Origin of the sequence: Porphyromonas bennonis DSM 23058 = JCM 16335 (assembly GCF_000375645.1) — a bacterium.
Lineage (GTDB): Bacteria > Bacteroidota > Bacteroidia > Bacteroidales > Porphyromonadaceae > Porphyromonas_A > Porphyromonas_A bennonis.
Genome location: NZ_AQWR01000006.1, coordinates 15745 through 38868, shown reverse-complemented (window position 1 = coordinate 38868; position 23124 = coordinate 15745). Strand labels below are relative to the sequence as shown.

Genomic DNA, 23124 nt, shown 5'->3' with positions numbered 1-23124 from the left:
TGACTTAAAAGGTGAGACCTAGACTAAGAGAGTAGGTGCGGGGAATGGGATAGAACTGGTGGTCGATCCCACCGGAGACCTCCGGGTCAATGCCCTTGTAGGAGGAGAGGGTGAAGACATTCTGCACCGTCGCACCGAGGTTGATCCCTACGCTGTCGTGAAAGAGGCGACCGAAGTCGTAGCTTAGGGTCAGATTGTCCATCTTGAGGAAGGAAGCATCTCGGACGTAGTAGTCGGAGAGGTAGTGCTTATTGATAAAGCCGGACTCACTATAGTCGTGTGTCGCATTGCTGATCCATCCCAGAGGGTCGATGACCGAGTCGAGGGTGGCATTGTTGCTGGAGACGTTGTCGTAGATCTTATTGCCGGTATTGGCACGCAGCGAGGTGGATAGGGTGAGCCCCTTGTACCGAAGCGAGGTGCTGAGACCGAAGAGGAAGTCCGGTGCCGGCTTGCCACAGTGGTACTTGTCGTAGTTGTCTATCTTTCCGTCACCATTAAGGTCCGCAAAGACACCCTCAATGGGCTTACCCTGCTCGTCGTACACCTGCTTGTGGACGAAGAAGGAGTAGGGCGCATAGCCGACGGAGTGGATCTGGGCGTAGTTACCGGTGGCACCATTGATACCGCCCACCTCAGCACCGAGGTAGGTGGGATCCTCGACTTGAGTCAGCTGAGTGATCTCGGTCTTGTTGTAGGTGGCGTTGAAGTTCAGCACCCAATTCCAGTCCTTCGTCTCGATCGGGATATAATTCACTGACAGCTCTGCCCCCTTATTGGTCATGGATCCGATGTTGGTGAGGAGCTTATTGGAGAAGTTGGCCCCTGCCGGGATCGGGATCTCATTGAGCAGATCCTTGGTGTGCTTGACGTAGAGGTCGATCGAGCCGTAGAGGCGACCATTGAGGAAGCCGTAGTCGAGACCGACATTGGAGGTAGCGGTCTGCTCCCACTTGATCTCGGCATCATAAGCGGCAGGCTTGTACATATTGTACCACTTGTCGCCGAGGAGGTACTTCGACTGATTACCGCTGAGATAGTAGACCGGCTGGTAGCTGTAGTTGGCGATACCGTCCTGCTGACCGGTCATCCCATATCCGAGACGAAGCTTCAGGTCGCTGACGGCGTCCACATCCTTGAGGAAGGACTCCTCCTTGATCTTCCATGCCAGAGCGACGGAGGGGAAGATACCCCAGCGATACTCGGGTGCGAAGCGGGAGGATCCGTCGGTACGAACCGTCGCTGTTATGAGGTAGCGGTCGAGGAGAGAGTAATTGACACGACCATAGAAGGAGACAAGCGTATTCCTCGGTATATCGTAGGGGAAGACCGGCTTATTGTACTCGATCCCTCCGGCAGTCTTGTCGGCGTACCGGTAGTCCTTGGTGCGCCAGTCCTGGTAGGAGTAGCCCGCCATCACATCGAGTGCACCGAGGAGGGCGTCAGACTCCGCCTTATAATTGACGTAGAAGTCGAGGAGCTTATTCGTCTTCTCCTGGCGGTACCGGTTGTCGAGACCGCCCTTGCCGACCTCCTGATTGGTGTACTCATTGAGGGGAGCTGTCGTGGGGATGTAGACGGTGCCGTGCCCCACGCCATAGTCGTAGGCGAGGTTGAGGTTCATGCTCAGTCCCTTGACGAAAGGGACCTTGTAGGTGATCATCGAGTTGGCAATGATGCGGCTGGTGGTGCCTCTGTCCTCTTTCTCCATAAGGAGGGCAAGGGGATTGCGCGGAGCGAGGGAGCGGGGGATCACCTGGCCATCGTCATTGGTCCCAGTGAGGAACCAGTAGCCGCCGAAGGGCTTGTAGATCACATCATCGGACATGATCGGCTGAGTCGGATCCATCCGGACAGCTCCATCAATGGCACCCTTGTCGGCATAGCGATTTCGAGTGTGAGAGCCCTTGACATTCAGCGTCACGGTAAGGTCGTCATTGAGGAAGTGGGGCGACAGGCTGAGGTCGCCGGTGACGCGCTGCATATGGTCCGTTTTGAGGATCCCCTTCTCGTTGTAGTAACCTACAGACATGCGGTAGGGGAGCCAGGAGGTGGCGCCACTGATGCTGACGTTATTGTCCGTACCAAAGGCGGTCTGGTAGATGGCGCTTTGCCAGTCGGTATTCTCCTTGCCAAGCATAGCGATGTACTTCGCTTCGCCACTCTTCTTCACGATCTCGCGGATCTCGTCGCCTGTGTAGACATCGACGTACTTACGAGGGGTGGAGACGGAGAAGCGGGTGGTTGCCTGTACGCGGAGTGGCTGGCCGAGGCTGCCCTTCTTCGTCGTGATGATGATCACGCCATTGGATGCTCTGGAGCCGTAGATGGCTGTGGCTGAGGCGTCCTTGAGGACATTCATCGACTCGATGTCAGCAGGGTTGATAGAGCTAAGTGCGCTCGGTGCTCCGGGGAGTGTGCCACCCTCCATGGGGACGCCGTCAATGACGATCAGCGGGTCATTGGAGGCATTGAGCGAGGCACCACCACGGATGCGTATCGTAGAGCCGGAGCCGGGACCTCCTCCGCCGGGGACGATCTGCACACCGGCGATCTTACCGGTGATGAGCTGGTCCGGGGTGGAGATGGCGCCCTTCTGGAAGTCCTTGCTGGAGATCGTGGTGATGGACCCGGTAAGGTCCTTCTTCTGCACCGATCCATAGCCGATCACCACCACCTCGTCGAGGAGCTCGGAGTCCTCGTGGAGGACAAGGCGAAGGGGGAAGGTCTGACCTGCGACGGCGATCGTCTGATCGACGAAGCCGATGTAGGTAAAGGTGAGACGATCGGACTTGTCGACCTGAAGGGAGAAGTTCCCGTCTGCATCGGTGATCGTCCCCTGCCCCGTCTTGTCGGTCACCCGCACGGTGACACCGGGGAGAGGCGTGCCCTCCACGTCGACCACTACGCCGTGGGCGTGTATCGACTGGGCGAGAGCAGATAGTGCACTCCCACTGACCACCACCAGTAGGGCGAGCAGCCGTAGGGTCTGTCTGAATATACTGCTATTCTTATTCATACTAAGATATGGGGTTAAGGGATTTACTTGATCTCAGAGAGGATCACGGCGAAGCCTCCACCCTCCACCTCGTGCAGGGTGAGGGTGCTCTTGGAGGTCACTTTCTTCTCCGTGATGGTGTAGTCGTACTGGTTGGTCAGGTAGTGGGCTTTCTTGCCATCCTGCCATACCTTGGCGACGTACTTCTTGCCCGGGGTGAGGAAGTCGAGTCTGATCTTCGTCGTGCGGTCTACTCCGCTGACGCTGCCGATGTACCAGTCCTCGCTGCCCTTGTCCTTACGTGCCACGGTAACGTAGCGTCCCGGCTCCGCCTCGAGGTACTTGCTGTCGCTCCAGTCGACAGGCACCTTCTCAATAAACTCGAAGGCATCCATCCGCTCCTCGTAGTGCTCGGGCAGGTCGGCCGCCATCTGGAGCGGCGTGTACATCGTCAGGTAGCTGCCGAGCTGATTGCAGACGGTGGTGCGGACGACATTGGAGTTGTCCGGATTGAGCCGGCTGAGGTCCATCATCAGGATCCCCGGCGTGTAGTCCATCGGACCACCGATGAGGCGGGTAAAGGGAAGTAGGGTGAGGTGGTTGGCGGGATTGCCACCGGTCTGGAACTCCTGCCCCTTGGCCGACTCTTGAGAGAGAAGGTTGGGGTAGGTTCGGCTCAGTCCGGTCATGTGGACCGACTCGTGAGCATTGATCATGATCTGACGCTCGGCTGCCTTCTTCACCACATAGAGGTAGTGATTGACCAGCCACTGACTGTAGTGGTACTCCCCGTGGGGGACGATGTCGCCGACGTAGCCGGTCTTGACGCCCGGGTAGTCGTACTTCTTCATCAGGTCAAAGGCAGCATCCAGGTGACGCTCATAGTTGCGGATCGAGCTGGAGGTCTCGTGGTGCATCAGCATCTTGATCCCCTTCTCCTTGGCGTAGCGGTGGATCTCCTCGATGTCAAAGTCGGGGTAGGGGGTGACGAAGTCAAAGACGTAGTCCTTCTTGTGTCCAAACCAGTCCTCCCAGCCTACGTTCCATCCCTCTACCAGCAGCCCATCCATCCCGTGGGCGGAGGCAAAGTCGATGAAGCGCTTCACGTTAGCGGTCGTGGCTCCGTGGCGACCATTGGGCTTCACCTTGGAGTAGTCGGTACGATCGAGGTGGACGCTGTGGAGGTCATCGGTGTAAGCCCAGGTGCTCTTGCCGGTGATCATCTCCCACCAGACGCCCATATACTTCATCGGCTTGATCCAAGAGGTGTCCTCGATCTTGCACGGCTCATTGAGGTTATAGATCAGCTTGCTCGCGAGGATGTCCCGCGCATCATCGCTGACGATGATCGTACGCCAGGGAGTGTTGAAGGCGGTCTGCACATGTCCCTTGCTTCCCTGAGCGTCCGGTGTGAGGTGGGCGTGGAAGACCATAGCCTTGTCGTCCAGCTCCAGGTTGAGTGCCGGGAAGTCGATTAGCGCTGCCTCGTGGATATTGATGTAGAGCCCATTGTCAGCCTTCAGCTGCAGTGGGGTCTGCACTCCGGTCTTGGAGAAGTCCTGCTGAGAGGCGTTGTGGATGTGAGCCTCGTCGTACCGGCTGCGGATCTCGCTGAGATGGCACTCGGTGACGTTGTACTCCTCTGTGTCGTAGTCGCCCGGGATCCAGAAAGCGGTGTGATCGCCTGCCATGGCAAACTCGGTCGCCTCCTCCTTTACCGTAAAGTAGATCAGTCGATCCTGGTCGGGGAACTCGTACCTCAGCCCCATGCCGTCATCGAAGAGCCGGAAGCGGAGGTCCATCGCCCGCCCATTATCGGACTGACGTAGGTGGATGAGCATCTCATTGTAGTGGTTGCGGATCGTGCTCACCTCGCCCCAGACCGGCGTCCAGGTCTCATCGAAGGTGGAGCGGACGGCATCGCCCTGCTGCTCAAAGGCAGAGACGAGGTCACCGTCCTCGTGATCCTTGAGGTAGAAGCCTAAGTGGCTGTCCCGCACGACCGGCTTGTCGCCATAGTCGAGGCGATACATCGGCTCGCCCTTGCTTCCGAGGTGGAAGGTTAGGGTGAGGTTGCCGTCAGGGGACTTGAGGACCTCTTGTGCTCCGGTGGTTCCGATCGAGACCGTCAGCGCAAGGAGCAGGGAGAGGATAAGCGTACGTGGTTTCATGACTGCTTATATATTATAGTGTATAAAAATGTGGCCGAAGGCAATGAGGAGACTCCAAGGCAATGGGAGGAGCCGATCCTCAAATGATTTCTGACACAAAATTCGCCCCATCAGAGCAGTCTGCCAACTAACACTAAAAGAATATAAGGGTGTACAAGCCTATATAGGTTGTAGTGTGCAGAGTATTAGCTATCTAATTAATTTGATTAACCCATAAATATAACCTCAGTATGGTCGTTTTAAAGGGGGCTGAGGTCTCATTTTACCCCCATTTCCTTCCCGAGGAGGTCTATCTTGATCTCCCGATCTTCATGATCTCGCCCTCGAAGTCCTTATTCTCCACGAGGGACTTATTTTTGACCCTCGTCTTGTAGGTATTGATCGTATTGACGGAGTAATTGAGGAAGTGAGCCACTTGCTCCGTCTTGGAGATCCCGACGCGGATCAGGGCGAAGATCCTCATCTCCGGTGTCAGCGGGTCGCCTGGTAGGAGCGTCTGTTGCTCCTCGGGCGGAAAGAGCGCATTATACTCCGTGACAAATGTGGGAAAGAGATGGGTAAAGGTCTCGTCGAAGTCGGCATACATATCCTTCCGCTCCCGCGCCACCTCGCTCTGACGAATCCGCTTGCGGATCGCATCGTACTGCTTGCTCTCTAAGCGCTTCAGGATAAAGCGGTAGAGCTCCTCCTGCTCGTGTATGTAGGCACCCTGTCTGTAGAAGGAGGAGCCGATGTACTCGTCCTTGATCGCATTGGCCTCCTCGAGTCGCTCATTGGAGACTCGTAGTGCGCTATTGGCCCTCTCTATCTGCGTCGTTGCGCGGCGTAGGTGGCGCATCTGGAGGATGATCACCACGATCGCTGCGATCAGCAGCAGGCAGAGGAGCGAGGCCACCACTGTATATATGGTCATCTGTCGGCGGCGCAGGTCGAGATGTCTCAGCTTGCTCTGCTCGATCAGTGGGCGGATGTCCCCGACTGCCATCTTGCGATGCTTGGCGTCGTAGTAATTGGCGTCCTGCATCGCGAGATCGATGTAGCTCGCCGCCCGGTCGATCTCCCCCGTGTGGTAGAGCAGGCCGGCAAGCCGAGCGAGGGAGGTGGTCTCATGCGTCCCGGTGATGAGATCATATCCGGCGGAGCGAGCAAGTGCCTCCATAGCCATTCGCTCGTCACCCAGCTCCGTGGCAGCACTTCCCTTGAGGGAGAGCAGGATCGCTCGGTCGCGGTCGGTGATCGACTTTAGTTGGAGTACCTTGTCGATCGTGGACAGTGCCTCGCGGTAGCGGTGGAGGTGGAGTAGCTTGTGGATCTGAGCAAAGTAGTGATCGTGCGAGTCCTCGGGTGATAGCGAGAGAGCCTGGTCTGCCTCTCGGATGCCCTCCTCCCGGTAGCGATGCGCCATGTCGTCGTTGTGGTCATTGTACTCCGCCAGGTCGAGGAAGTACTTCATCCGGAGGAGGTGGACCGCCGTTGCCTCCTCGTCTGACATATCGTCGGTCTCTATCGAGCCGATCGTCTCATGCGCCTCCAGGAAGAGCCCCGCCGAGAGGTAGCAGTAGGCGATCTCTATCGCGGCAGCACGGGCTGAGGCAGCTCCGGGCAGCTGATGCCCCAGCTCCAGAGCCTGCTTGGAGAAGTAGAGTGCCGAGTCGAAGCGGAAGGGTCGGTACTCCTGCGCCAGCTCCAGCGTTGTGCTGTATCGCTGCTCTACGGGTCCCTCCTCCACCACAGCCAGCTGACTACGCAGGTCGCCGAGGCGAGTCTCCTTGAGAGCGGTGAAGTGGGCTCGTCGGTCGACTAAGAGGTCCAGACTGTCGAGGACGGCGGCTAGCTCCTCCTGCTGCGGCTGCTTCGCTCCATGGCAAGCAGACAGCAGGGAGAGGATCAGTATGATCCCCGCCAGATGGACACTTATGGTACTTGCTCTCTTCATTTTGTCTTACAAATATAGAGTTTTCTTCCATATGCATCTCCGGAGCCGATGAGGAGAAGGCAGCGCACCCCGGCGGACAATCATCCACCGGGGTGCGCCTATTATGATCTGTCAGAGCGAGATCAGTCTCGCAGGTCTACCGCTACGTAATTGATGCGGCCGTTGGTATTGATCAGCTTGACGAAGAGCACCTTGTCGCTGCTGCCGGATACGACTTCGCTCACGATCTTGTCGACATCCTCCTTCTTGCTCACTCGGAGGTTATTCACCGCGAGGATCACGTCTCCCTTGCGGATGCCGGCGCGGAAGAACTTTCCGTCCCTGTCCACGCCTACCACCTTGACTCCATAGGAGACGCCCAGGTCACTCATCTCCTTGTCCGTCAGCTCGAGGAAGGCAGCTCCTATCGAGCTCTCGTCGATACGGGTGACAGCCTCGGTATTCCCCTCGCTATTCTTCAGCACCATATCGAGAGTGAGAGACTTGCCCTTGCGATCGACTGAGGCACGCACCTTATCTCCGGGCTTATGTGTAGAGATGGCCTCCTGGAGATCCGACATCGTCGAGATGCTGTGCCCATTGATCGCGGTGATCACGTCCCCCTCCTTGAGACCCGCCTGCTTGGCGGTGCTGCGGTCAGCCACCTCCATGATCAGTGCCCCCTGAGAGACCTTGAGGTCATACTTCTCCGTGGCGGCAGAGGTGATGTTGGTGCCTGCGATGCCAAGTACGGCGCGCTGCACGGTGCCATACTCCTTGAGATCACCGACCACCTTGTGTACGATGGAGGTGGGGATGGCAAAGGAGATCCCGGCGTAGTTACCGGTGCTGGAGTAGATCATCGTATTGATCCCGATCAGTTCGCCTGCCATATTGACCAGCGCCCCGCCGGAGTTGCCCGGATTCACCGCCACGTCAGACTGGATGAAGGAGCCCACCTGGAGTGATCCCTGACCGCTCCCGGCAGCACGCCCCTTGGCGCTCACGATACCGGCAGTCACTGTACTGCGGAGGTTGAATGGGTTACCGATCGCCAGCACCCACTCACCGACACGGAGGTCATCGCTGTTGCCGAAGGGGATTGCGGTCAGCTCCTTACCGGCATCGACCTTGATCAGTGCTAGGTCGGTGGAGGGATCTGTGCCGATTACCTTAGCCTTATACTCCTCGTTGTTATTCGTCGTGACATAGACATCGTCCGCCCCATCGATCACGTGATTATTGGTGACGATGTAGCCGTCCTTGCTGATGATGACGCCCGATCCGATCTCCACCTGCTTGGGCATCTCCTGCCGCTGCTGTCTCCCCTGCCGAGGATCGCGCTGGGAGGGGATCCCGAAGAAGAACTCAAATGGATCGAAGAATCTCTGCTGAGCCATGCGGACGGCCTTCTCCGTCCGGATATTGACGACGCCATCGATCGTCTGCTCAGCCACCTCTACGAAGTTAGGTGGCGTGGAGGCCATGTAGGCTCTGGATGACTTCGCCGGTTCGGCGGTCTCGTAGGTCTCTCCGGATGGCTGATCGGCATGCTTCACGATCGCCACCCCGCCGATCGCACTAAGTGTCGAGCAGGCGATCACCAGGGCGCTTGTGAGGATGATTTCTTTTGCTTTCATACGCATCTATATTTAATCTCTTTTCTTCATTTCCCTGACAAATAAACGGATTAAACCGCTCCCATTCAATAGTCAGACATTGGCTAATTAACACTTTGCAAATACTATGCCCGATTTCGTCCGACCCTTACAGATGATTAACCTATCCCAAACCGAGATTAGGAATAAAAAATAGCGGTTAGGGGGTGATGCTGTATACAAAGAAAGCGACGAAAGGTAGACTTACCCTTCGTCGCTCTGTGACTTACCGTCTGGCGCTTGAACTTGGACTTGAACCAAGGACCCTCTGATTAACAGTCAGATGCTCTAACCAACTGAGCTATTCAAGCATTTCCGCCCTCCCTCTTTTGCTCTGCAAAGGTAGGACGATTTTCTGAATCTTACAAGTCTTACTCGGCGAACTTTTACCCTCCTCAGAGCAGCCCAGGGAAGAGCCCCACCACCAGCTGGCTCAGGATCACTCGGGCAAACATCGCGAGAGGGTAGACCGTGGCGTAGCTGATCGTCGGATCATCGTCGTCGTCCTCCCCTCCGCTGACGAGACTGAGTGCCATGGGGTTGGCCATCGCACCGGTGAGCATCCCGGAGGCGACATTGTACGACATATTGGTCCACTTGAGTACCACGATCCCGACGATCAGCGTAGGCACGATCGTCATGACGGTACCCCAGGCAAACCACTCCAGACCGGGACCATCCACCAGCATCTCCCAGAAGTGCTGACCGCTGCTGAGCCCCAGACCGCCGAGGAAGAGTGCGAGTCCCAGGTTGCGGAGCATCAGATTGGCGCTCGTGGTAATGTAGGTATTCATCTTGAAGTGAGGTCCATAGGCTCCCATCAAGATCCCGACGATGATCGGTCCGCCGGCGAGCCCGAGTCGCAGTGGAGCTGCCAGTCCCGGCAGATAGAGGGGGATCATACCGAGGAGGCATCCCAGTGCTATGCCGAGGAAGATCGAGACCACATAGGGCGTGTCCAGAGGCTTCAGCTCGTTGCCCACTACGGCAGCCAGCTCCTTGATATCCTTCTCCCGTCCGACGGCGCTGAGGCGGTCGCCCATGTGGAGTCGGAGATTGGGGCGGGCCACCAGCTCCATCCCGTTTCGGGTGACACGAGTGATATTGACGTCGAAGCGACTACGGATCCTCAGCTGACTCAGCTTCATACCGTTGCAGGACTCCTTCGTCACCAGGAGACGCTGCATCACCAGCGGGTCGTGGTCATTGTCCCACTTCAGCTCCTCATCTCTATCCTCCACGGTGCCGAAGAGGTAGGTGAGCCGCTCCACATCTCCCCGCTCGCTGGCGACTCGGAGGTGGTCCCCTCTGCGGAGGAGCGTGTCGTTGGTGGGGGTGATGTACTCGCCGTCGCGGAAGATCCTCGACACCACGAAGTGTCCGCCGAGTATCTCCTGGAGGCTGCTCATCTTCTGTCCGTCGAGGGCAGGATTGGAGACCACGTACTCCCGCGCCGTATGCTGCGACTCGTGATCCACCAGAGTCGAGTGCTGGCGGGTCTTGGTGGGGAAGAGACGCTTGAGCAGAGCCAGCACCAGGATCACTCCCACCACACCCATCGGGTAGGTGATCGCCGTGGCGATCGCCATGTCACTCGTCGACCGAAGCACCTCTGCCGGATCGGAGAGCGCCGTCGTCGCAGCCTGCTGTGCCGCTGCCATAGCAGGGGTATTGGTCACAGCTCCGGAGAGCGTCCCTATGAGTCCCGAGAGATCTAGTCCTGTCGTCTCGAGGAGGATAAAGAGTATCGCAAAGCCCCCGGCTATCAGTACAAGCCCCCAGAGATTGAGCCACACGCCATGCTGCCGGAAGGAAGTGACAAAGCCCGGCCCCACCTGCACGCCGAGAGCGTATATAAAGAGTATCAGACCGAAGTCCTGGATCACTCGCAGCATATCCGCATTGGCTCGCGCACCGAAGTGCGCAAAGAGGATGCCGACGAAGAATACCCACGTCACTCCCAGAGTAAATCCCTTGATCTTAGCCTTGCCCAGATAGACCCCGATCGCACAGACTGTGCAGAGTAGTAATATCGTCTGGATCGGTGTGCCGGAGGACCAGACTGCCTTCCATGCTGATTCCATTGCCTTATCCATTTTCTGTTTTTTGCGTGTGCAAAGTTAATCATAATAAGCAAGATGAGCCCCTGATCTATTACCGGTATTAGTGAAGACTATTACCGGTATCAGTCGACACTAATACCGGTAATAGATAATCCCCTGAGGGGAGGGGGTATTTCGGCTGCTGTTCTCTGACATCTTTTGTCTGCTTCAGTATGGGGGGTGACCTTCACCTTGCACCCTATTTATTATGGTATGGATGGCTGACTTTTTTTTTGTTCCACTTCACGGCTCTGTAGGGCGTGTAGAGCGGTCAGAGCGGGTGGTGAATGGCTGTGTGGGGCACTTGACTTATCTACCTACCGATCTCATTTTAGTTAAAGTCGTGGAAAATGGGGTCGTAACCCAGAATGTTTGTATATTTGGGGATGGGAGGGGTGTCTCCTGACTCGGCAGAGGCAATAGGGTGATGCAGAGGAGGAGAAGTACTTAAGGAGTGCCGGATGGCAGACCACGTCAGGAATGTAGCAGAGTATATGAGTTATCAGAAGTTTGATCGTCGCATAATGACCAACTTGGGGACTGCGCTTCCCCGGGAGCTTCTTCATGCCAATAGCCGTGGAGCCTACCACTGCTCTTCGGTCGTGGGATGCAATACGCGTAAGTATCACGGGCTCCTGGTGGTGCCGTCGGAGAGCGGTCCGGATCCCACCGTACTCCTCTCGTCGATGGATGAGACGGTGATCCAGCATGGGGCGGAGTTCCACCTCGCTGTGCATAAGTATCATGACGGGACCCTGAGCCCAAATGGGCACAAGTATATCCGCGAATTCTCTGTCGAGGAGTGCCCTCGCACGATCTACCGTGTCGGAGGGGTCGTCCTCTCTAAGGAGATCGTCTTCTCGTCCAAGATCAATCAGCTGCTGATCCGCTATCGTCTTCTGGAGGCGCACTCGGCGACGACTCTGCGACTGATGCCGATGCTTGCCTTTCGCTCAGTAAAGGAGATGACCCATGTCAATGACAAGATCGACTGGAGCTATACCGATGAGGATCAGGGCGTCTCTCTGAGTCTCTATAAGGGGATGCCGCGACTCTATCTGCAGCTCTCTAAGCACGATGCGGTCTGGCATCAGGAGCCGACCTGGTATCGGGACTTCTTCTACGACCGAGAGGCGGAGCGAGGCAATGCCTGCGTGGAGGATCTGCCGGTCCCGGGACACTTTTCCCTGAGTATCCGACGAGGTGAGGATATCATCCTCTCAGCGTCAGACTGTGCGATAGACCCAGAGACACTGGAGGAGACCTTCGAGGAGGCGCTCCGGAGCTACGGCGTGGCGGACACCTTTGCCACCTGTCTCAGACGCTCAGCGAGGCAGTTTTACTACGAGCCCCGTCCGGGTAAGTCCTACCTCAAGGCGGGATACCCCTGGTACGGTGTCCGTCTGAGAGACCAGATGGTGGGGCTCACCTCGTGCAGCTTCGGCATCGGCGAGCCGGAGATCTATCATAAGGTGATGGACACGGCTCTGCCGGCGATCTGGTCCTATATGGATGACGGAGTGGAGGACCCGGTGATCGAGGATATCTGGCAGCCGGACAGTCTGCTCTGGGTGGCCAATGCGATCCAGGACTACTATCGCTGGGTCGGTAAGGAGGAGACGCGGGAGCGGTATGGGGAGACCCTCCGTCGGGTGATCCGGTACATCAGGGAGGGGCGGGTGCCCCTACTTGAGATGAGACGAAACGGTCTCCTCTACGCCGATCCGGGCGAGGATCGCCGACCGATCACCTGGATGGGAACCATGCTCGACGGCGCAGCGGTCGTGGATCGGCGGGGCTATATCGTGGAGTACAATGCTCTCTGGTATAATGCCCTCTGCTTTTATCGCTTCCTCTACGACCTGCAGGGGGACGAGGAGGTGACGGAGCTGATTGATCAGGTGCGTGAGAGCTTTATCCGAACCTTTGTCAATGAGCACGGCTACCTGCTCGACTATGTGGCCGACGGTCGTCCGCTCGACTGGAGCGTCCGTCCGAGTCAGATCATCGCTGTGGGACTGACCTATTCGCCCATGTCGCGCAAGCTGCAGCGGTCCGTCCTCGACTATGTGACCAAGGAGCTGCTGACGCCCAAGGGACTTCGCTCGCTCTCACCTGTCAGTCCGCTCTATAAGGGCTTCTCGGGCGGCAATCAGAGGGAGCGCTACTACGCTTATGTACAGGGCGGAGCGTGGCCGTGGACACTTTACTATTACCTCAGTGCCTATCTGAAGCTCTTCAAGCGTACCGGTCTCTTCTTCGTCGATCGGATGCTGATCCCCTTTGAGGAAGAGCTTAGCCTCAATGGCATCGGCACCATCTCCGAGATCTATGACGGTACCCCGCCCTACAGGGGACGGAGCGACCTCTCCTTCATGATGAGCGTCTCGGCTATCCTCCGCATCGTGAATCGTATGGTGGAGTACAAGAGTATCTGGGACGAGGAGGGAGACCTCTATGACTCCTTCCTCAGTATGACCTCTCACCACTCGTCCTCGCCTGATCAGGGTCGGGGCGGTGCGGATGAGGAGGCCGCAGTGACGGAAGAGCGCAAGGATTAAGCACCATTAGCAAGACAGAAATCGTATGAAAGCACTTATGCTTGGCTGGGAGTTTCCCCCTCACATCTCCGGAGGTCTCGGGACTGCTACCTACGGCATCACGAAGGGGCTCTCCTCGCAAAAGGATGTGGACATTACCCTGGTGCTGCCCGCTCCGTCCGGAGATGAGGACACCTCTTATATGAGGATTATCGGTGCCAGTGAGGTGCCGATCGTCTACCATGATCCCTCGAGAGAGTATCTCGAGCAGCGGATCGGTCGCGTGATGAGTCCGGAGGAGTACTACCACCTGAGGGACCATATCTATGCGGACTTCAGGTATATGCTGACGGACGATATAGGGTGCATCCAGTTCTCCGGGAAGTATGGGGACAACCTGATCGACGAGATCAATAACTACTCCATCGTCACCGGCGTGATCGCCAGAGCCGACCACTACGACCTGATCCATGCTCACGACTGGGTGACCTATCCTGCAGGTATCCACGCCAAGCAGGTCCTCGGTGTGCCACTGGTGATCCATGTCCACGCGACCGACTTCGATCGCAGCCGCGGTAATGTCAATCCTACCGTCTACGCCATAGAGAAGGACGGTATGGACCATGCCGATCATATCATGTGTGTGAGCGAACTGACCCGCCGGACGGTGATCGAGAAGTATCATCAGGATCCCGCCAAGGTGACAGCCGTACACAACGCCGTGATCCCGCTCGAGGACTCGATCCTCAATATCCCGGACAAGAGGGGCGTGAAGGATAAGGTGATCACCTTCCTCGGTCGTCTGACGATGCAGAAGGGACCGGAGTACTTCGTCGAGGCGGCAGCGCGTGTGCTGGCGAAGAAGCGAGACGTCCGCTTCGTGATGGCCGGCAGCGGAGACATGATGGATGAGATGATCCGTCTCGTCGCCGAGAAGCGCATCTCGGACCGCTTCCACTTCACCGGCTTCATGAAGGGCCGTCAGGTGTATGAGGTGTACCATGCCAGCGATGTCTACGTGATGCCCTCCGTGTCGGAGCCCTTTGGCATTACTCCCCTCGAGGCGATGCAGTGCGGCGTCCCCTGTATCATCTCCAAGCAGTCCGGCTGCTCCGAGATACTCACTTACGCGATCAAGCTCGACTACTGGGATGTCGATGCGATGGCGAATGCGATGTACGCTCTCGTCACCTATCCGGCACTTCACGACCTCCTCTCTCAGCGAGGGCTGGACGAGGTGGCCGGGATCACGTGGGATAATGTGGCGCTCAAGATACGCGGTCTCTATGATCAGGTCCTCGGACGATGATACCCTCGATACCTCTTATGAATAACCTCCCCGATAGATAAAGTTCTCACCATGGATAAGAAAAAACTCTGCCTCGTCTTCCAGCTGCATCAACCCTTCCGTCTGAAGCGCTACCGTTTCTTCGACATAGGCAACGACCATTACTACTTCGACGACTTCCTCAATGAGCAGTACATGAGATCCGCCGCTGAGCGATCCTATCTGCCGGCCAATCAGATGATCTACGACCTGATCCAGCAGACTAAGGGCAAGGTGAAAGTCGCTTTTGCCATCTCCGGCACCGCTCTGGACCAGATCGAGATGTACACGCCGGAGCTAATCGACAGCTTCCGTAAGCTCACCGAGACGGGGTGTGTGGAGCTCCTGGCAGAGCCCTACGCCCACAGTCTCTCCTCTCTGGCGCCGTCTAAGGCGGAGTTTAAGGGTCAGGTGGGGATGCATGTCACGGCCCTCAAGGCGATATTCAATTACGAGCCTAAGGTGCTGCGCAATACAGAGCTCCTCTACGATGATGACATCGCACTGGCAGTGGCAGAGATGGGATTTCATGGGATGCTCACCGAGGGCGCTAAGCATGTGCTGGGGTGGAAGAGTCCCGACTTCGTCTACCAGAGTGCGGTAGTGCCTGAGCTCCATCTCCTGATGCGTCACGCCGCACTATCGGAGGATCTCTCTCGGCGCTTCTGCGACCAGAGCTGGGACGAGTATCCGCTGACAGCGGACAAGTACGCCTCCTGGCTCGCTGATCGGGGCAAGGGGGAGCAGGTGACCTATCTCGACATGAGCTACGACGTGCTGGGCAATCTCTGTCCCGCCTCGTCGGGGATCTTCGACTTCTTCCGCGCGCTACCGGAGTACGTCGATCGTGCCGGGCTGGAGATGGCGACGCCGTCCGAGGTCTTCGCGCAGCTTCAGCCCGAGGATGAGATCAGTGTCCTGGACACCATCTCCTGGTCTGAGGAGGAGAAGACGACGAAGTCCTGGCTCGGCAATATCCTCCAGCAGGAGTCCTTCGGCAAGCTTGTGGAGTGGACTGAGCGGACCCGCATGAGCGGCAATAGGCGGATCAAGCAGGACTGGGCCTACCTCCAGAGCAGCGACCACTTCCTCTACATGTCCACAGCCATGGAGAATAAGGACTCCGGTCTCTACAGCCCCTACAGCAGCCCCTACGACGCCTTCAATAACTATATGAATGTGCTGAGTGACTTCCACCTCCGCGTGGAGGAGGAGTATCCCAGCTCGATCGAGAATGAGGAACTCAATGCCCTCCTCAAGACGATCGAGAATCAGGGCGAGGAGATCACCGCACTGCAGGAGGAGCTCCATAAGCTAAGGGCAGAAAAACCGGCCAAGCGCACCGGTACAACAAAGAAAGCGAAGTAAGAGCAAGAGAGCAAAGCAATGCCACAAGAAGAGACCGACTGGGAGTCACTGACTTTCGGTTACTATCCGACGGACTATAACGTACGGAGCTATTACTCTAAGGGGGAGTGGAGCAAGCCTGAGTTGTGTGCCGATCCCACAGTAGCTGTTCATCTGGCAGCAACGGGACTCAATTATGGTCAGCAGGCCTTTGAGGGACTCAAGGCCTTCCGCTGCCGGGATGGTCGGGTCTGTCTCTTCCGCCCCGAGGAGAATGCCCGTCGGCTACAGAGCTCTTGCGCCGGGATCATGATGCCGGAGGTGCCTGAGGACCTTTTCTTGGAGGCTTGCCATATGGTGGTGAAGCATAATAGCCGCTTTGTCCCGCCCTATGGCACGGGTGCTGCCCTCTACCTAAGACCTCTCGTCATCGGTATGGGGCCACATGTCGGCGTGAGCGAGAGCAGCGAGTACCTCTTCTCGATCTATGCTTGTCCTGTGGGACCCTACTTCAGGCGCGGAGTCTCCTCCGTCCCGGTGGTGATCCAGCGCTCTTACGACCGGGCTGCTCCGCGCGGCACGGGGAGGTTCAAGGTAGGCGGAAACTATGCTGCCTCCTTCCGTGCGATGCGAGACGCTTATGAGGAGGGCTACGCCGGGGGCTGCCTTTTCCTGGATCCTCAGGAGAAGAAGTACATCGACGAGTGCGGGTCTGCCAATTTCTTCGGCATCAGAGGGAAGTCCTACATTACTCCCCGCTCCGAGTCGATCCTCGCCTCTGTGACCAACGACAGTCTGATGACCATCGCCGGCGACCTCGGGCTGTCGGTGGAGCGCCGTCCTCTGCCCGTGGAGGAGCTCAGCACCCTCGATGAGGCGGCAGCCTGTGGCACCGCCGCAGTCATCTGTCCCATCAGCAAGATAGTCGACCTTGACACCGGCAGCATATACGACTACGGTAGCGAGCCCGGTCCGGTATGCCGAGAGCTCTACCACCGTCTGACCGGCATACAGTCCGGCAGGCTCCCCGATCGTCACGGCTGGCTGACAGCCGTCGACCTATAGCTCCCCTCTCACTCTATTGAGGTCTCCGGACTAATACCGGTATTAGTGATTACTATAGTCGGTATTAGTTGACACTATTACCGGTATTAGTCGAGCCTAATATCGGTAATAGGAATAGGCCTTTGCTTTCTGCTGGTAACCAGACTATTGGGTCGCGTACCTTTTGTCTCAAAAGTTTTGTGGCTTTTGATGGATGGTTCTGATGCGTTTTGGCTGATCTGATCGGGTCGCCAAAAGGCGGATGGAGCAAAAGTATTATCTTTGTAGAAATGTAGGGTGCGGCGGTACGCACCATAATCGAAGTGACTAATAGAGATAGAGAATAATGATGCGATACGTTACCAGAGTGCTAAGCCCGGTGCTGGGCTCTCTCCTGATGATGTGTGGAGTGGCGGCAAGCGCTCAGAGTGTGGGGGATGCCGGCGAGGTGGTCCCTCTGTACCCTGCTTACTCCGAGCAGATAATGGCCAATGATACCCTGACCCGAGGTCTGAGCCCGGAGGCGCTGGGTGTGATCAGCCGTCCGATGCAGCTGAGGACAGAGGGGTATGTGCCCTCCTCCTCGCTCTTTGCTCCACTGCTCTTCGACCTGTGGAAGCTGCCCTCCCTCCACTTCGATAAAGTGGCTCTCGTTCGCTCGACCGATCCCCGTCTTCACAATCCCTTCGTCCTGCAGTCGCTGCTTCGCACGACCCTGGATAAGCTGGAGCGGGAGTATAATCCTACGACCGGCTTTGCGAAGCGTATGGATCGGTGGAATACCGATCAGCGGCTGAGGGAGCAATTCTTCTTCTCTCATCCGGATCTGATCCGCTACACCTCGGACTTCCTCCCGACAGATCATCTGGAGTACAAGCCGGTGGAGGGCCCCTCGTACTCGGGTGAGCTGGCGGTGATGGATATGCCCAATGTGCCGACGAAGTCACAGGGGGTGATCGAGACGGTGTCGGTGGAGCGCCGCTACTGGCTGCCGCGCTTCGAGGCGCACGCCCAGCTGGCTCAGAATCAAGTCTCCCCCAACTGGCACAAGGGTGGTACCAGCAGTGCCAACCTCTCCTCTCGACTTTACTATCAGCTGGCCTATAAGAAGGATAAGGTGGAGTGGGTCAATGATCTGGAGTATAAGCTGGGACTCTTTACGGTGCCAAGTGAGATCAAGCTCGAGGAGAAGCCCGACTTTAAGATCAGTGAGGATGTCTTCCGGATGCGTAGTAACCTGGGTCTAAAGGCGTGGAAGCGCTGGTTCTATACCGTAGACCTCAACCTCCGAAGCCAGCTGCTCAATAACTATGACCGCGAGGGCAATGTCACCACTCGAGCCTTTGCACCGCTGATCATCGACGGCGGTCTCGGTATGAAGTATAACCTCAAGAAGAAAAAGATCGGCGGTAATCCCTTCAATAACCTCAACTTTACGCTCAATGTGGCGCCTGCGTCGATGCAATTTATCTGGATCCACGCCAAGGACGTGACGAGGGGTAGGTATGGTCTGCAGGAGGATCAGGACTATCTCCTTCGCCTCGGATCATCGCTGCGGATGAATCTGGACTGGCAATTCTCCGACGCCCTCTCCTGGCGCTCTCGGCTCTACTACAACACCTCCTATAAGCATATAGAGACGGAGCTGGAGAATACTCTGGAGTATGCCTTCAATAAGTACTTCAGCACGATGCTCAATGTCAATCTCCGCTTCGATGACAGCGTGATCCTGGATGAGCCGAAGACCTTTAAGTCTCTCCTTCAGTACAACGAGCTCTTTAGCTTCGGCTTCTCGCTCAAGATCTGATGATGCTGCCGGACGGCTTTAGGGAGTCCTTTGCTTCGGACTTCGGGCAGAGAGCCTACGAGGCGCTTGAGAGAGCGCTGACGGAGGTTCCCTCGCCTGTATCCGTTCGGCTTAATCTCTCCAAGCTTCCCCCTCACTCCTCGGGTCAGATCCCGTGGTGTCCAGAGGGGGTATTGCTCGATGAGCGTCCTCTATTTGGTGCCGATCCGCTCTGGCATGCAGGGGCCTACTACGTACAGGAGCCGGCATCGATGGTGGTGGCGCGCTATCTGGATCACGTCGACTTTGCCCCCTCAGTGGCGCTGGATCTCTGTGCTGCGCCGGGGGGCAAGACGACGCTCCTCCGCAGCCACCTCCCGGAGACCTGTCTCCTGGTCACGAATGAGCCGGATCGCAAGCGGGCAAAGGTGCTGGAGGAGAATGTCCTCCGCTGGGGAGCGGACGAGACGATCGTCACCTCAGCCTATCCCGAGGCGCTGAGAGCTGCGGGATTGGAGGCGGATCTCATTCTGGTGGACGCACCCTGCTCCGGCGAGGGGATGTTTCGCAAGGAGCCTGACGCCATCACCGGCTGGAGCCTTGAGCTGGTGGACCACTGCGCCCGCACACAGCGGGAGATCCTCGCCGAGGCGTGGGAGATGCTGACGGAGGGTGGACTCCTTATATATAGCACCTGCACGTACAATAGGGCGGAGAATGAGGCGCAGCTCTCTTTCCTCCGGGACAACTACGGCGCAGAGGTGATCCCACTGCCTGAGCTCCTCGACTATGGTGTCCAGGAGAGCGAGGAGGAGCCGGGGGTATACCGCTTCTTCCCCCACACAACAGGGAGCGAGGGGCTTACTTGCTTCGGCGTACGAAAGCCGGGCCCCCCGGTGGCTCCACAGATGCCCGGGCGTAAGATCGCCGGCAGGTCGGGCGGTGTACCGGACGAGCTGAGCAGTCTGCCGGTGGAGTATCTGCTCTGTAATCCCGACGGGTCTGTCTGGCGACTGCTCTCTCCGATCGGTCAGTCTGTCGCTGCTCTGCTGGAGGGGAGTGAGGGAGTCCGCGTGCTGAGCTCCGGACTTCATCTCGGGGATATCAAGGGGCGGGACTTCATCCCAGGTGCCCCTTGGGTCCTCAGCTCACGGGTCTCGAGCTTGCTGCCGTACCCGAGACGGGCGATGACGGCAGAGGAGGCCTTTGCCCTCATAGGACGACAGACCCTCACCGGATCGGGGGAGCGAGGATATCGTGTCGCCACTTATGCTGACGTACCGATCGCTCTCGTCAAGGAGCTCGGCTCTCGGGCCAATAATCTCTACCCGAAGAGTCTCTCCCTGCATGACACACGGCTTGTCTTGTCAGATATGCCACACATTTTTGATCTTACATGAATAGACGACTTCTCTATACTACCCTGCTTACTCTACTGAGCAGTCTCATCCTGCCGCTCGCTGCCGAGCCTCGGGCGAGTCTGATCACCTGCGGACAGTCAGCGGAGTATGTCTTCTACCTCTATGGTCATACGGCGATACGTATTCAGGACCCGGAGACCGGCTTGGATAGGGCGTACAACTATGGGTACTTCTCGACGTCTCAGAAGAACTTTATCCCCAACTTTATGATCGGTAAGCCGATGTATATGCTCGGGGTCACTGACTTCGACAGCATGGTCTACGAGTATGCCGATCAGGGGAGGAGCATGGTGGAGCAGGAGCTTAGTCTGAGACCGCAAGAGGTGCGCGCGCTGATGGAGTACCTCGACTGGAATGCCCTGCCGGAGAATGCAGAGTATCAATACAATTACTTCTACGACAACTGCGCCACCCGACCGCGCGACCTTATCGAGCGCTTCGTGGAGGGAGGGCTGGTCTATAGGGTCGACCGCAAGTCTCTGCCGACCTTCCGTGAGGCGACGAGGCAGTCGAGTAAGTCGGCGAAGTGGTACACCTTTGGCACCGATCTCTGTCTCGGGGTGAAGAGTGATGCACAGATGACCGTCCGCGATGCGGGATTTTTGCCGGTGTTGCTGGAGCAGTCGATGGACCTAGCTTATCGGGAGGATACCGGTGAGCCGATCGTCGCCCGCAAGCAGGAGATCATCGCTCAGACGCAGGTGATCGAGGTGCCTCGCTTTGACGGACCGTTGGTGACGATACTCGCTGTGGTCGCCGTCTACCTGCTCTGCTACTTTGTCGTGCGGAGGTACACCCCGCTACCGTGGCGGATCCTACGCTGTGCCCTTTATGTCATCTTCGGTCTGGCGGGGATCGTACTCTGGTTCCTCAGTCTCTTCTCCGCCCACCCGCACACTTTGCTTAATGCCAATATGGTGCTGCTTCATCCCTTCTGGCTTATCCTTGTGGTGACGATGTGGCAGGAGGGGCGTCATAAGCGGCTCAATAGCCACCTCTATCTGATCAATCTCATCCTGTCGCTCGTCTACCTGGGACTCGGGTATGTGCAGACCCTTCCTATCGGTATGGCCTACATGGCGATCCTCGTCGGTTTGGATCAGTTTGTCTGCCGCTTTGTCGAGCCGAGTCCTGAGGGTGGCAAGGTATTTGACTACAGTACTAAGTGATGAAAGATCTACTCAAGCCTCTGGTCGTCCTCCTGAGCGTCTGCTCGCCTGTCGCAGCACAGCAAGTCCCTAAGCTTGTGGTGCTGCTGACGGTGGATGAGTTTCGGACGGACCTCTACGAGGCGATGGCCCCCCATCTCTCGGAGAGTGGTCTGGCAAGGCTGACTCGCGAGGGGAGGGTGTATGATGCAGTGATCCATCCGCTGGCTACGGCCGATCCGGTAGCGAGTGAGGCGGTACTGCAGACCGGAACGCTCGGACTGACAAGTGGGATCACCGGCAGACGCGCTGTGGTGCGCAAGGAGGGCGGCAAGCGGAGCCGTGAGGGCTCTATCCTCGAGGATAAGAACTATATCGGCTATGCGACGGCTGACCGTCTGTCACCCCTTGCTCTCCGCGCTCCTGTCCTTGCTGACCGACTGTCTCAGGCGACTCATGGGCTGGGACAGGTCTTCTCCATCGCTCCGTGTGCCGAGGAGGCAATCATTGCCGGTGGACACGAGGCTCAGGCTGCATACTGGCTCGATGACTCTACGGCGAGGTGGGTCAGCTCCACCTTCTATCCCGCAGGTCTGCCATGGTATATCAGTAAGAGCAGTACAGTGGCGACCCGACTCGATAAGGGGTCGATCACCTGGCAGGCGTCGGACCCGGCGCTGTACGCTTCGCTTCTGCCCTATGCCGGCAGTGGAGCCTTTGCTTCCGACCATATATATACGAGAGCCTTTTCGTCCGTACAGGACCTGAAGCACTCCCCGGTGGTCAATGAGTATGTCATCCGACTTGCTGAGGCGGTGATAGAGGGCGCCGGACTGGGATCCGATGCCTCGGTCGATCTGCTGGCGCTCCACCTTACGGCAGGTACGCCGCCCGGTGTCCCAGCAGGTATCTCCCCCGAGCTGCTGGATAGCTATCATCTCCTCGACCGTGCGGTAGGGGAGTTGATGGATCTTCTGGATCGGAAGTTTGGACAAGGGGAGGTCCTCCTGGCGCTGACCGGCAACGGCATGGCACGTCAGGAGTTGATCAGGAATGATAAGAAAAGGTATCCCACCTTCTCCCCCGAGCGCTGCCGAGCGATCACCAACATGTACCTCCATGCCAAGTATGGCATCAAGGGGCTGGTCACTGAGGTAACCGATCGGGGCGAGCTTTACTTAGACCGCACATTGATCGAGAAGAGGGACGACCTCACCCTGGCAGAAGTACAGGACGCAGTCTCCTCCTTCCTCCTCGAGATGGCGGGAGTCTCCTACACGATCCCCGACCATACCCTACGCGATCTCCTCCCCGGGGATCGGATAGGGACTGCACGCCTGACGGCACTCCATAGCGCGCTCCCGTCCCATCGGGCGGACGTCTTCGTGGGGATTAGCCCCGGCTATGTGGTTGATCGGGGTACAGAGCCGGCTCAGCCGTCTTACGCTCCGATGCCGACAATGTTCATCCTCTGGGGAGCGGGTATCGAGCCGGAGGTGATCAGCGCACCTCTCGACCTTCGCAGGGTCTCCAGAGAAATCTCCCACGTCCTTCGTATCCGACCACCGACGCCCTGATCGAGACTGATCAGATATTTTTTGTACCTTTCGACTCCCACTGGAGTCCGGTACTCTCGAGAATGACAACGGATACACTTTTTTACTAGA

13 protein-coding genes and 1 tRNA gene are annotated in these 23124 nt (G+C 57.4%); 8 read left to right on the top strand and 6 right to left on the bottom strand.

Going from position 1 to position 23124, the window contains the following annotated elements:
* Window positions 1–4 precede the first annotated feature (4 nt).
* From B088_RS02140 to B088_RS02115, 6 genes are all read right to left on the bottom strand, one after another.
* Window positions 5–3019: a SusC/RagA family TonB-linked outer membrane protein gene (locus B088_RS02140; protein ID WP_018106765.1), complete on the bottom strand. Its 3015-nt coding sequence runs from the start codon at window positions 3017–3019 to the stop codon at window positions 5–7.
* A gap of 23 nt (window positions 3020–3042) precedes the next feature.
* The gene (locus B088_RS02135; protein WP_018106764.1) at window positions 3043–5169 is read right to left on the bottom strand and encodes a glycoside hydrolase family 97 protein; all 2127 of its coding nucleotides are present in this window, start codon (window positions 5167–5169) and stop codon (window positions 3043–3045) included.
* 289 nt (window positions 5170–5458) lie between these two features.
* Window positions 5459–7105: a DUF6377 domain-containing protein gene (locus B088_RS02130; protein ID WP_018106763.1), complete on the bottom strand. Its 1647-nt coding sequence runs from the start codon at window positions 7103–7105 to the stop codon at window positions 5459–5461.
* A gap of 122 nt (window positions 7106–7227) precedes the next feature.
* Window positions 7228–8724 (bottom strand): Do family serine endopeptidase, encoded by a 1497-nt coding sequence (locus B088_RS02125; RefSeq protein WP_018106762.1) that lies wholly within the window; start codon window positions 8722–8724, stop codon window positions 7228–7230.
* A 252-nt stretch (window positions 8725–8976) separates the two neighbouring features.
* Window positions 8977–9053, bottom strand: a tRNA-Asn gene (locus tag B088_RS02120).
* Window positions 9054–9137: 84 nt separating this feature from the next.
* Window positions 9138–10826: a putative transporter gene (locus B088_RS02115; RefSeq protein ID WP_038973844.1), complete on the bottom strand. Its 1689-nt coding sequence runs from the start codon at window positions 10824–10826 to the stop codon at window positions 9138–9140.
* A gap of 512 nt (window positions 10827–11338) precedes the next feature.
* On the opposite strand from B088_RS02115, the gene B088_RS02110 reads away from it, so the two are divergent.
* The 8 genes from B088_RS02110 to B088_RS02075 all read left to right on the top strand — a co-directional run bounded on the left by B088_RS02110 (window position 11339) and on the right by B088_RS02075 (window position 23034).
* Window positions 11339–13405: a glycogen debranching enzyme N-terminal domain-containing protein gene (locus tag B088_RS02110; RefSeq protein ID WP_025081808.1), complete on the top strand. Its 2067-nt coding sequence runs from the start codon at window positions 11339–11341 to the stop codon at window positions 13403–13405.
* A gap of 25 nt (window positions 13406–13430) precedes the next feature.
* Window positions 13431–14693, top strand: a complete 1263-nt coding sequence (locus B088_RS02105) for a glycosyltransferase family 4 protein (protein WP_025081807.1) — start codon at window positions 13431–13433, stop codon at window positions 14691–14693.
* 51 nt (window positions 14694–14744) lie between these two features.
* Entirely contained in the window at window positions 14745–16079 is a 1335-nt protein-coding gene (locus B088_RS02100; RefSeq protein WP_018106758.1) for a glycoside hydrolase family 57 protein, read from the top strand.
* A gap of 18 nt (window positions 16080–16097) precedes the next feature.
* On the top strand, window positions 16098–17123 hold the full coding sequence (locus tag B088_RS02095) for a branched-chain amino acid aminotransferase (RefSeq protein WP_018106757.1): 1026 nt from the start codon (window positions 16098–16100) through the stop codon (window positions 17121–17123).
* Between the two features lie 325 nt (window positions 17124–17448).
* Window positions 17449–18909 (top strand): DUF3078 domain-containing protein, encoded by a 1461-nt coding sequence (locus tag B088_RS08245; RefSeq protein ID WP_018106756.1) that lies wholly within the window; start codon window positions 17449–17451, stop codon window positions 18907–18909.
* Window positions 18909–20288: an RsmB/NOP family class I SAM-dependent RNA methyltransferase gene (locus tag B088_RS02085; RefSeq protein WP_018106755.1), complete on the top strand. Its 1380-nt coding sequence runs from the start codon at window positions 18909–18911 to the stop codon at window positions 20286–20288. Before B088_RS08245 ends, B088_RS02085 begins: the two co-directional genes overlap by 1 nt.
* Window positions 20285–21478 carry a lipoprotein N-acyltransferase Lnb domain-containing protein gene (locus B088_RS02080; RefSeq protein WP_018106754.1) on the top strand — a complete coding sequence of 398 codons (1194 nt, stop codon included), beginning with the start codon at window positions 20285–20287 and terminating at the stop codon, window positions 21476–21478. Before B088_RS02085 ends, B088_RS02080 begins: the two co-directional genes overlap by 4 nt.
* The gene (locus B088_RS02075) at window positions 21478–23034 is read left to right on the top strand and encodes an alkaline phosphatase family protein (protein ID WP_018106753.1); all 1557 of its coding nucleotides are present in this window, start codon (window positions 21478–21480) and stop codon (window positions 23032–23034) included. Before B088_RS02080 ends, B088_RS02075 begins: the two co-directional genes overlap by 1 nt.
* The last annotated feature ends 90 nt before the right edge of the window (window positions 23035–23124 follow it).

Excerpts from the sequence above, each read along its gene's own strand:
- B088_RS02100 (WP_018106758.1), top strand. The coding sequence starts at position 14,745 with ATGGATAAGAAAAAACTCTGCCTCGTCTTCCAGCTGCATCAACCCTTC.
- B088_RS02110 (WP_025081808.1), top strand. The coding sequence starts at position 11,339 with ATGAGTTATCAGAAGTTTGATCGTCGCATAATGACCAACTTGGGGACT.
- B088_RS02135 (WP_018106764.1), bottom strand. The coding sequence starts at position 5,169 with ATGAAACCACGTACGCTTATCCTCTCCCTGCTCCTTGCGCTGACGGTC.
- B088_RS02075 (WP_018106753.1), top strand. The coding sequence starts at position 21,478 with ATGAAAGATCTACTCAAGCCTCTGGTCGTCCTCCTGAGCGTCTGCTCG.
- B088_RS02140 (WP_018106765.1), bottom strand. The coding sequence starts at position 3,019 with ATGAATAAGAATAGCAGTATATTCAGACAGACCCTACGGCTGCTCGCC.
- B088_RS02085 (WP_018106755.1), top strand. The coding sequence starts at position 18,909 with ATGATGCTGCCGGACGGCTTTAGGGAGTCCTTTGCTTCGGACTTCGGG.
- B088_RS08245 (WP_018106756.1), top strand. The coding sequence starts at position 17,449 with ATGATGCGATACGTTACCAGAGTGCTAAGCCCGGTGCTGGGCTCTCTC.
- B088_RS02130 (WP_018106763.1), bottom strand. The coding sequence starts at position 7,105 with ATGAAGAGAGCAAGTACCATAAGTGTCCATCTGGCGGGGATCATACTG.
- B088_RS02125 (WP_018106762.1), bottom strand. The coding sequence starts at position 8,724 with ATGAAAGCAAAAGAAATCATCCTCACAAGCGCCCTGGTGATCGCCTGC.
- B088_RS02105 (WP_025081807.1), top strand. The coding sequence starts at position 13,431 with ATGAAAGCACTTATGCTTGGCTGGGAGTTTCCCCCTCACATCTCCGGA.
- B088_RS02095 (WP_018106757.1), top strand. The coding sequence starts at position 16,098 with ATGCCACAAGAAGAGACCGACTGGGAGTCACTGACTTTCGGTTACTAT.
- B088_RS02115 (WP_038973844.1), bottom strand. The coding sequence starts at position 10,826 with ATGGAATCAGCATGGAAGGCAGTCTGGTCCTCCGGCACACCGATCCAG.
- B088_RS02080 (WP_018106754.1), top strand. The coding sequence starts at position 20,285 with ATGAATAGACGACTTCTCTATACTACCCTGCTTACTCTACTGAGCAGT.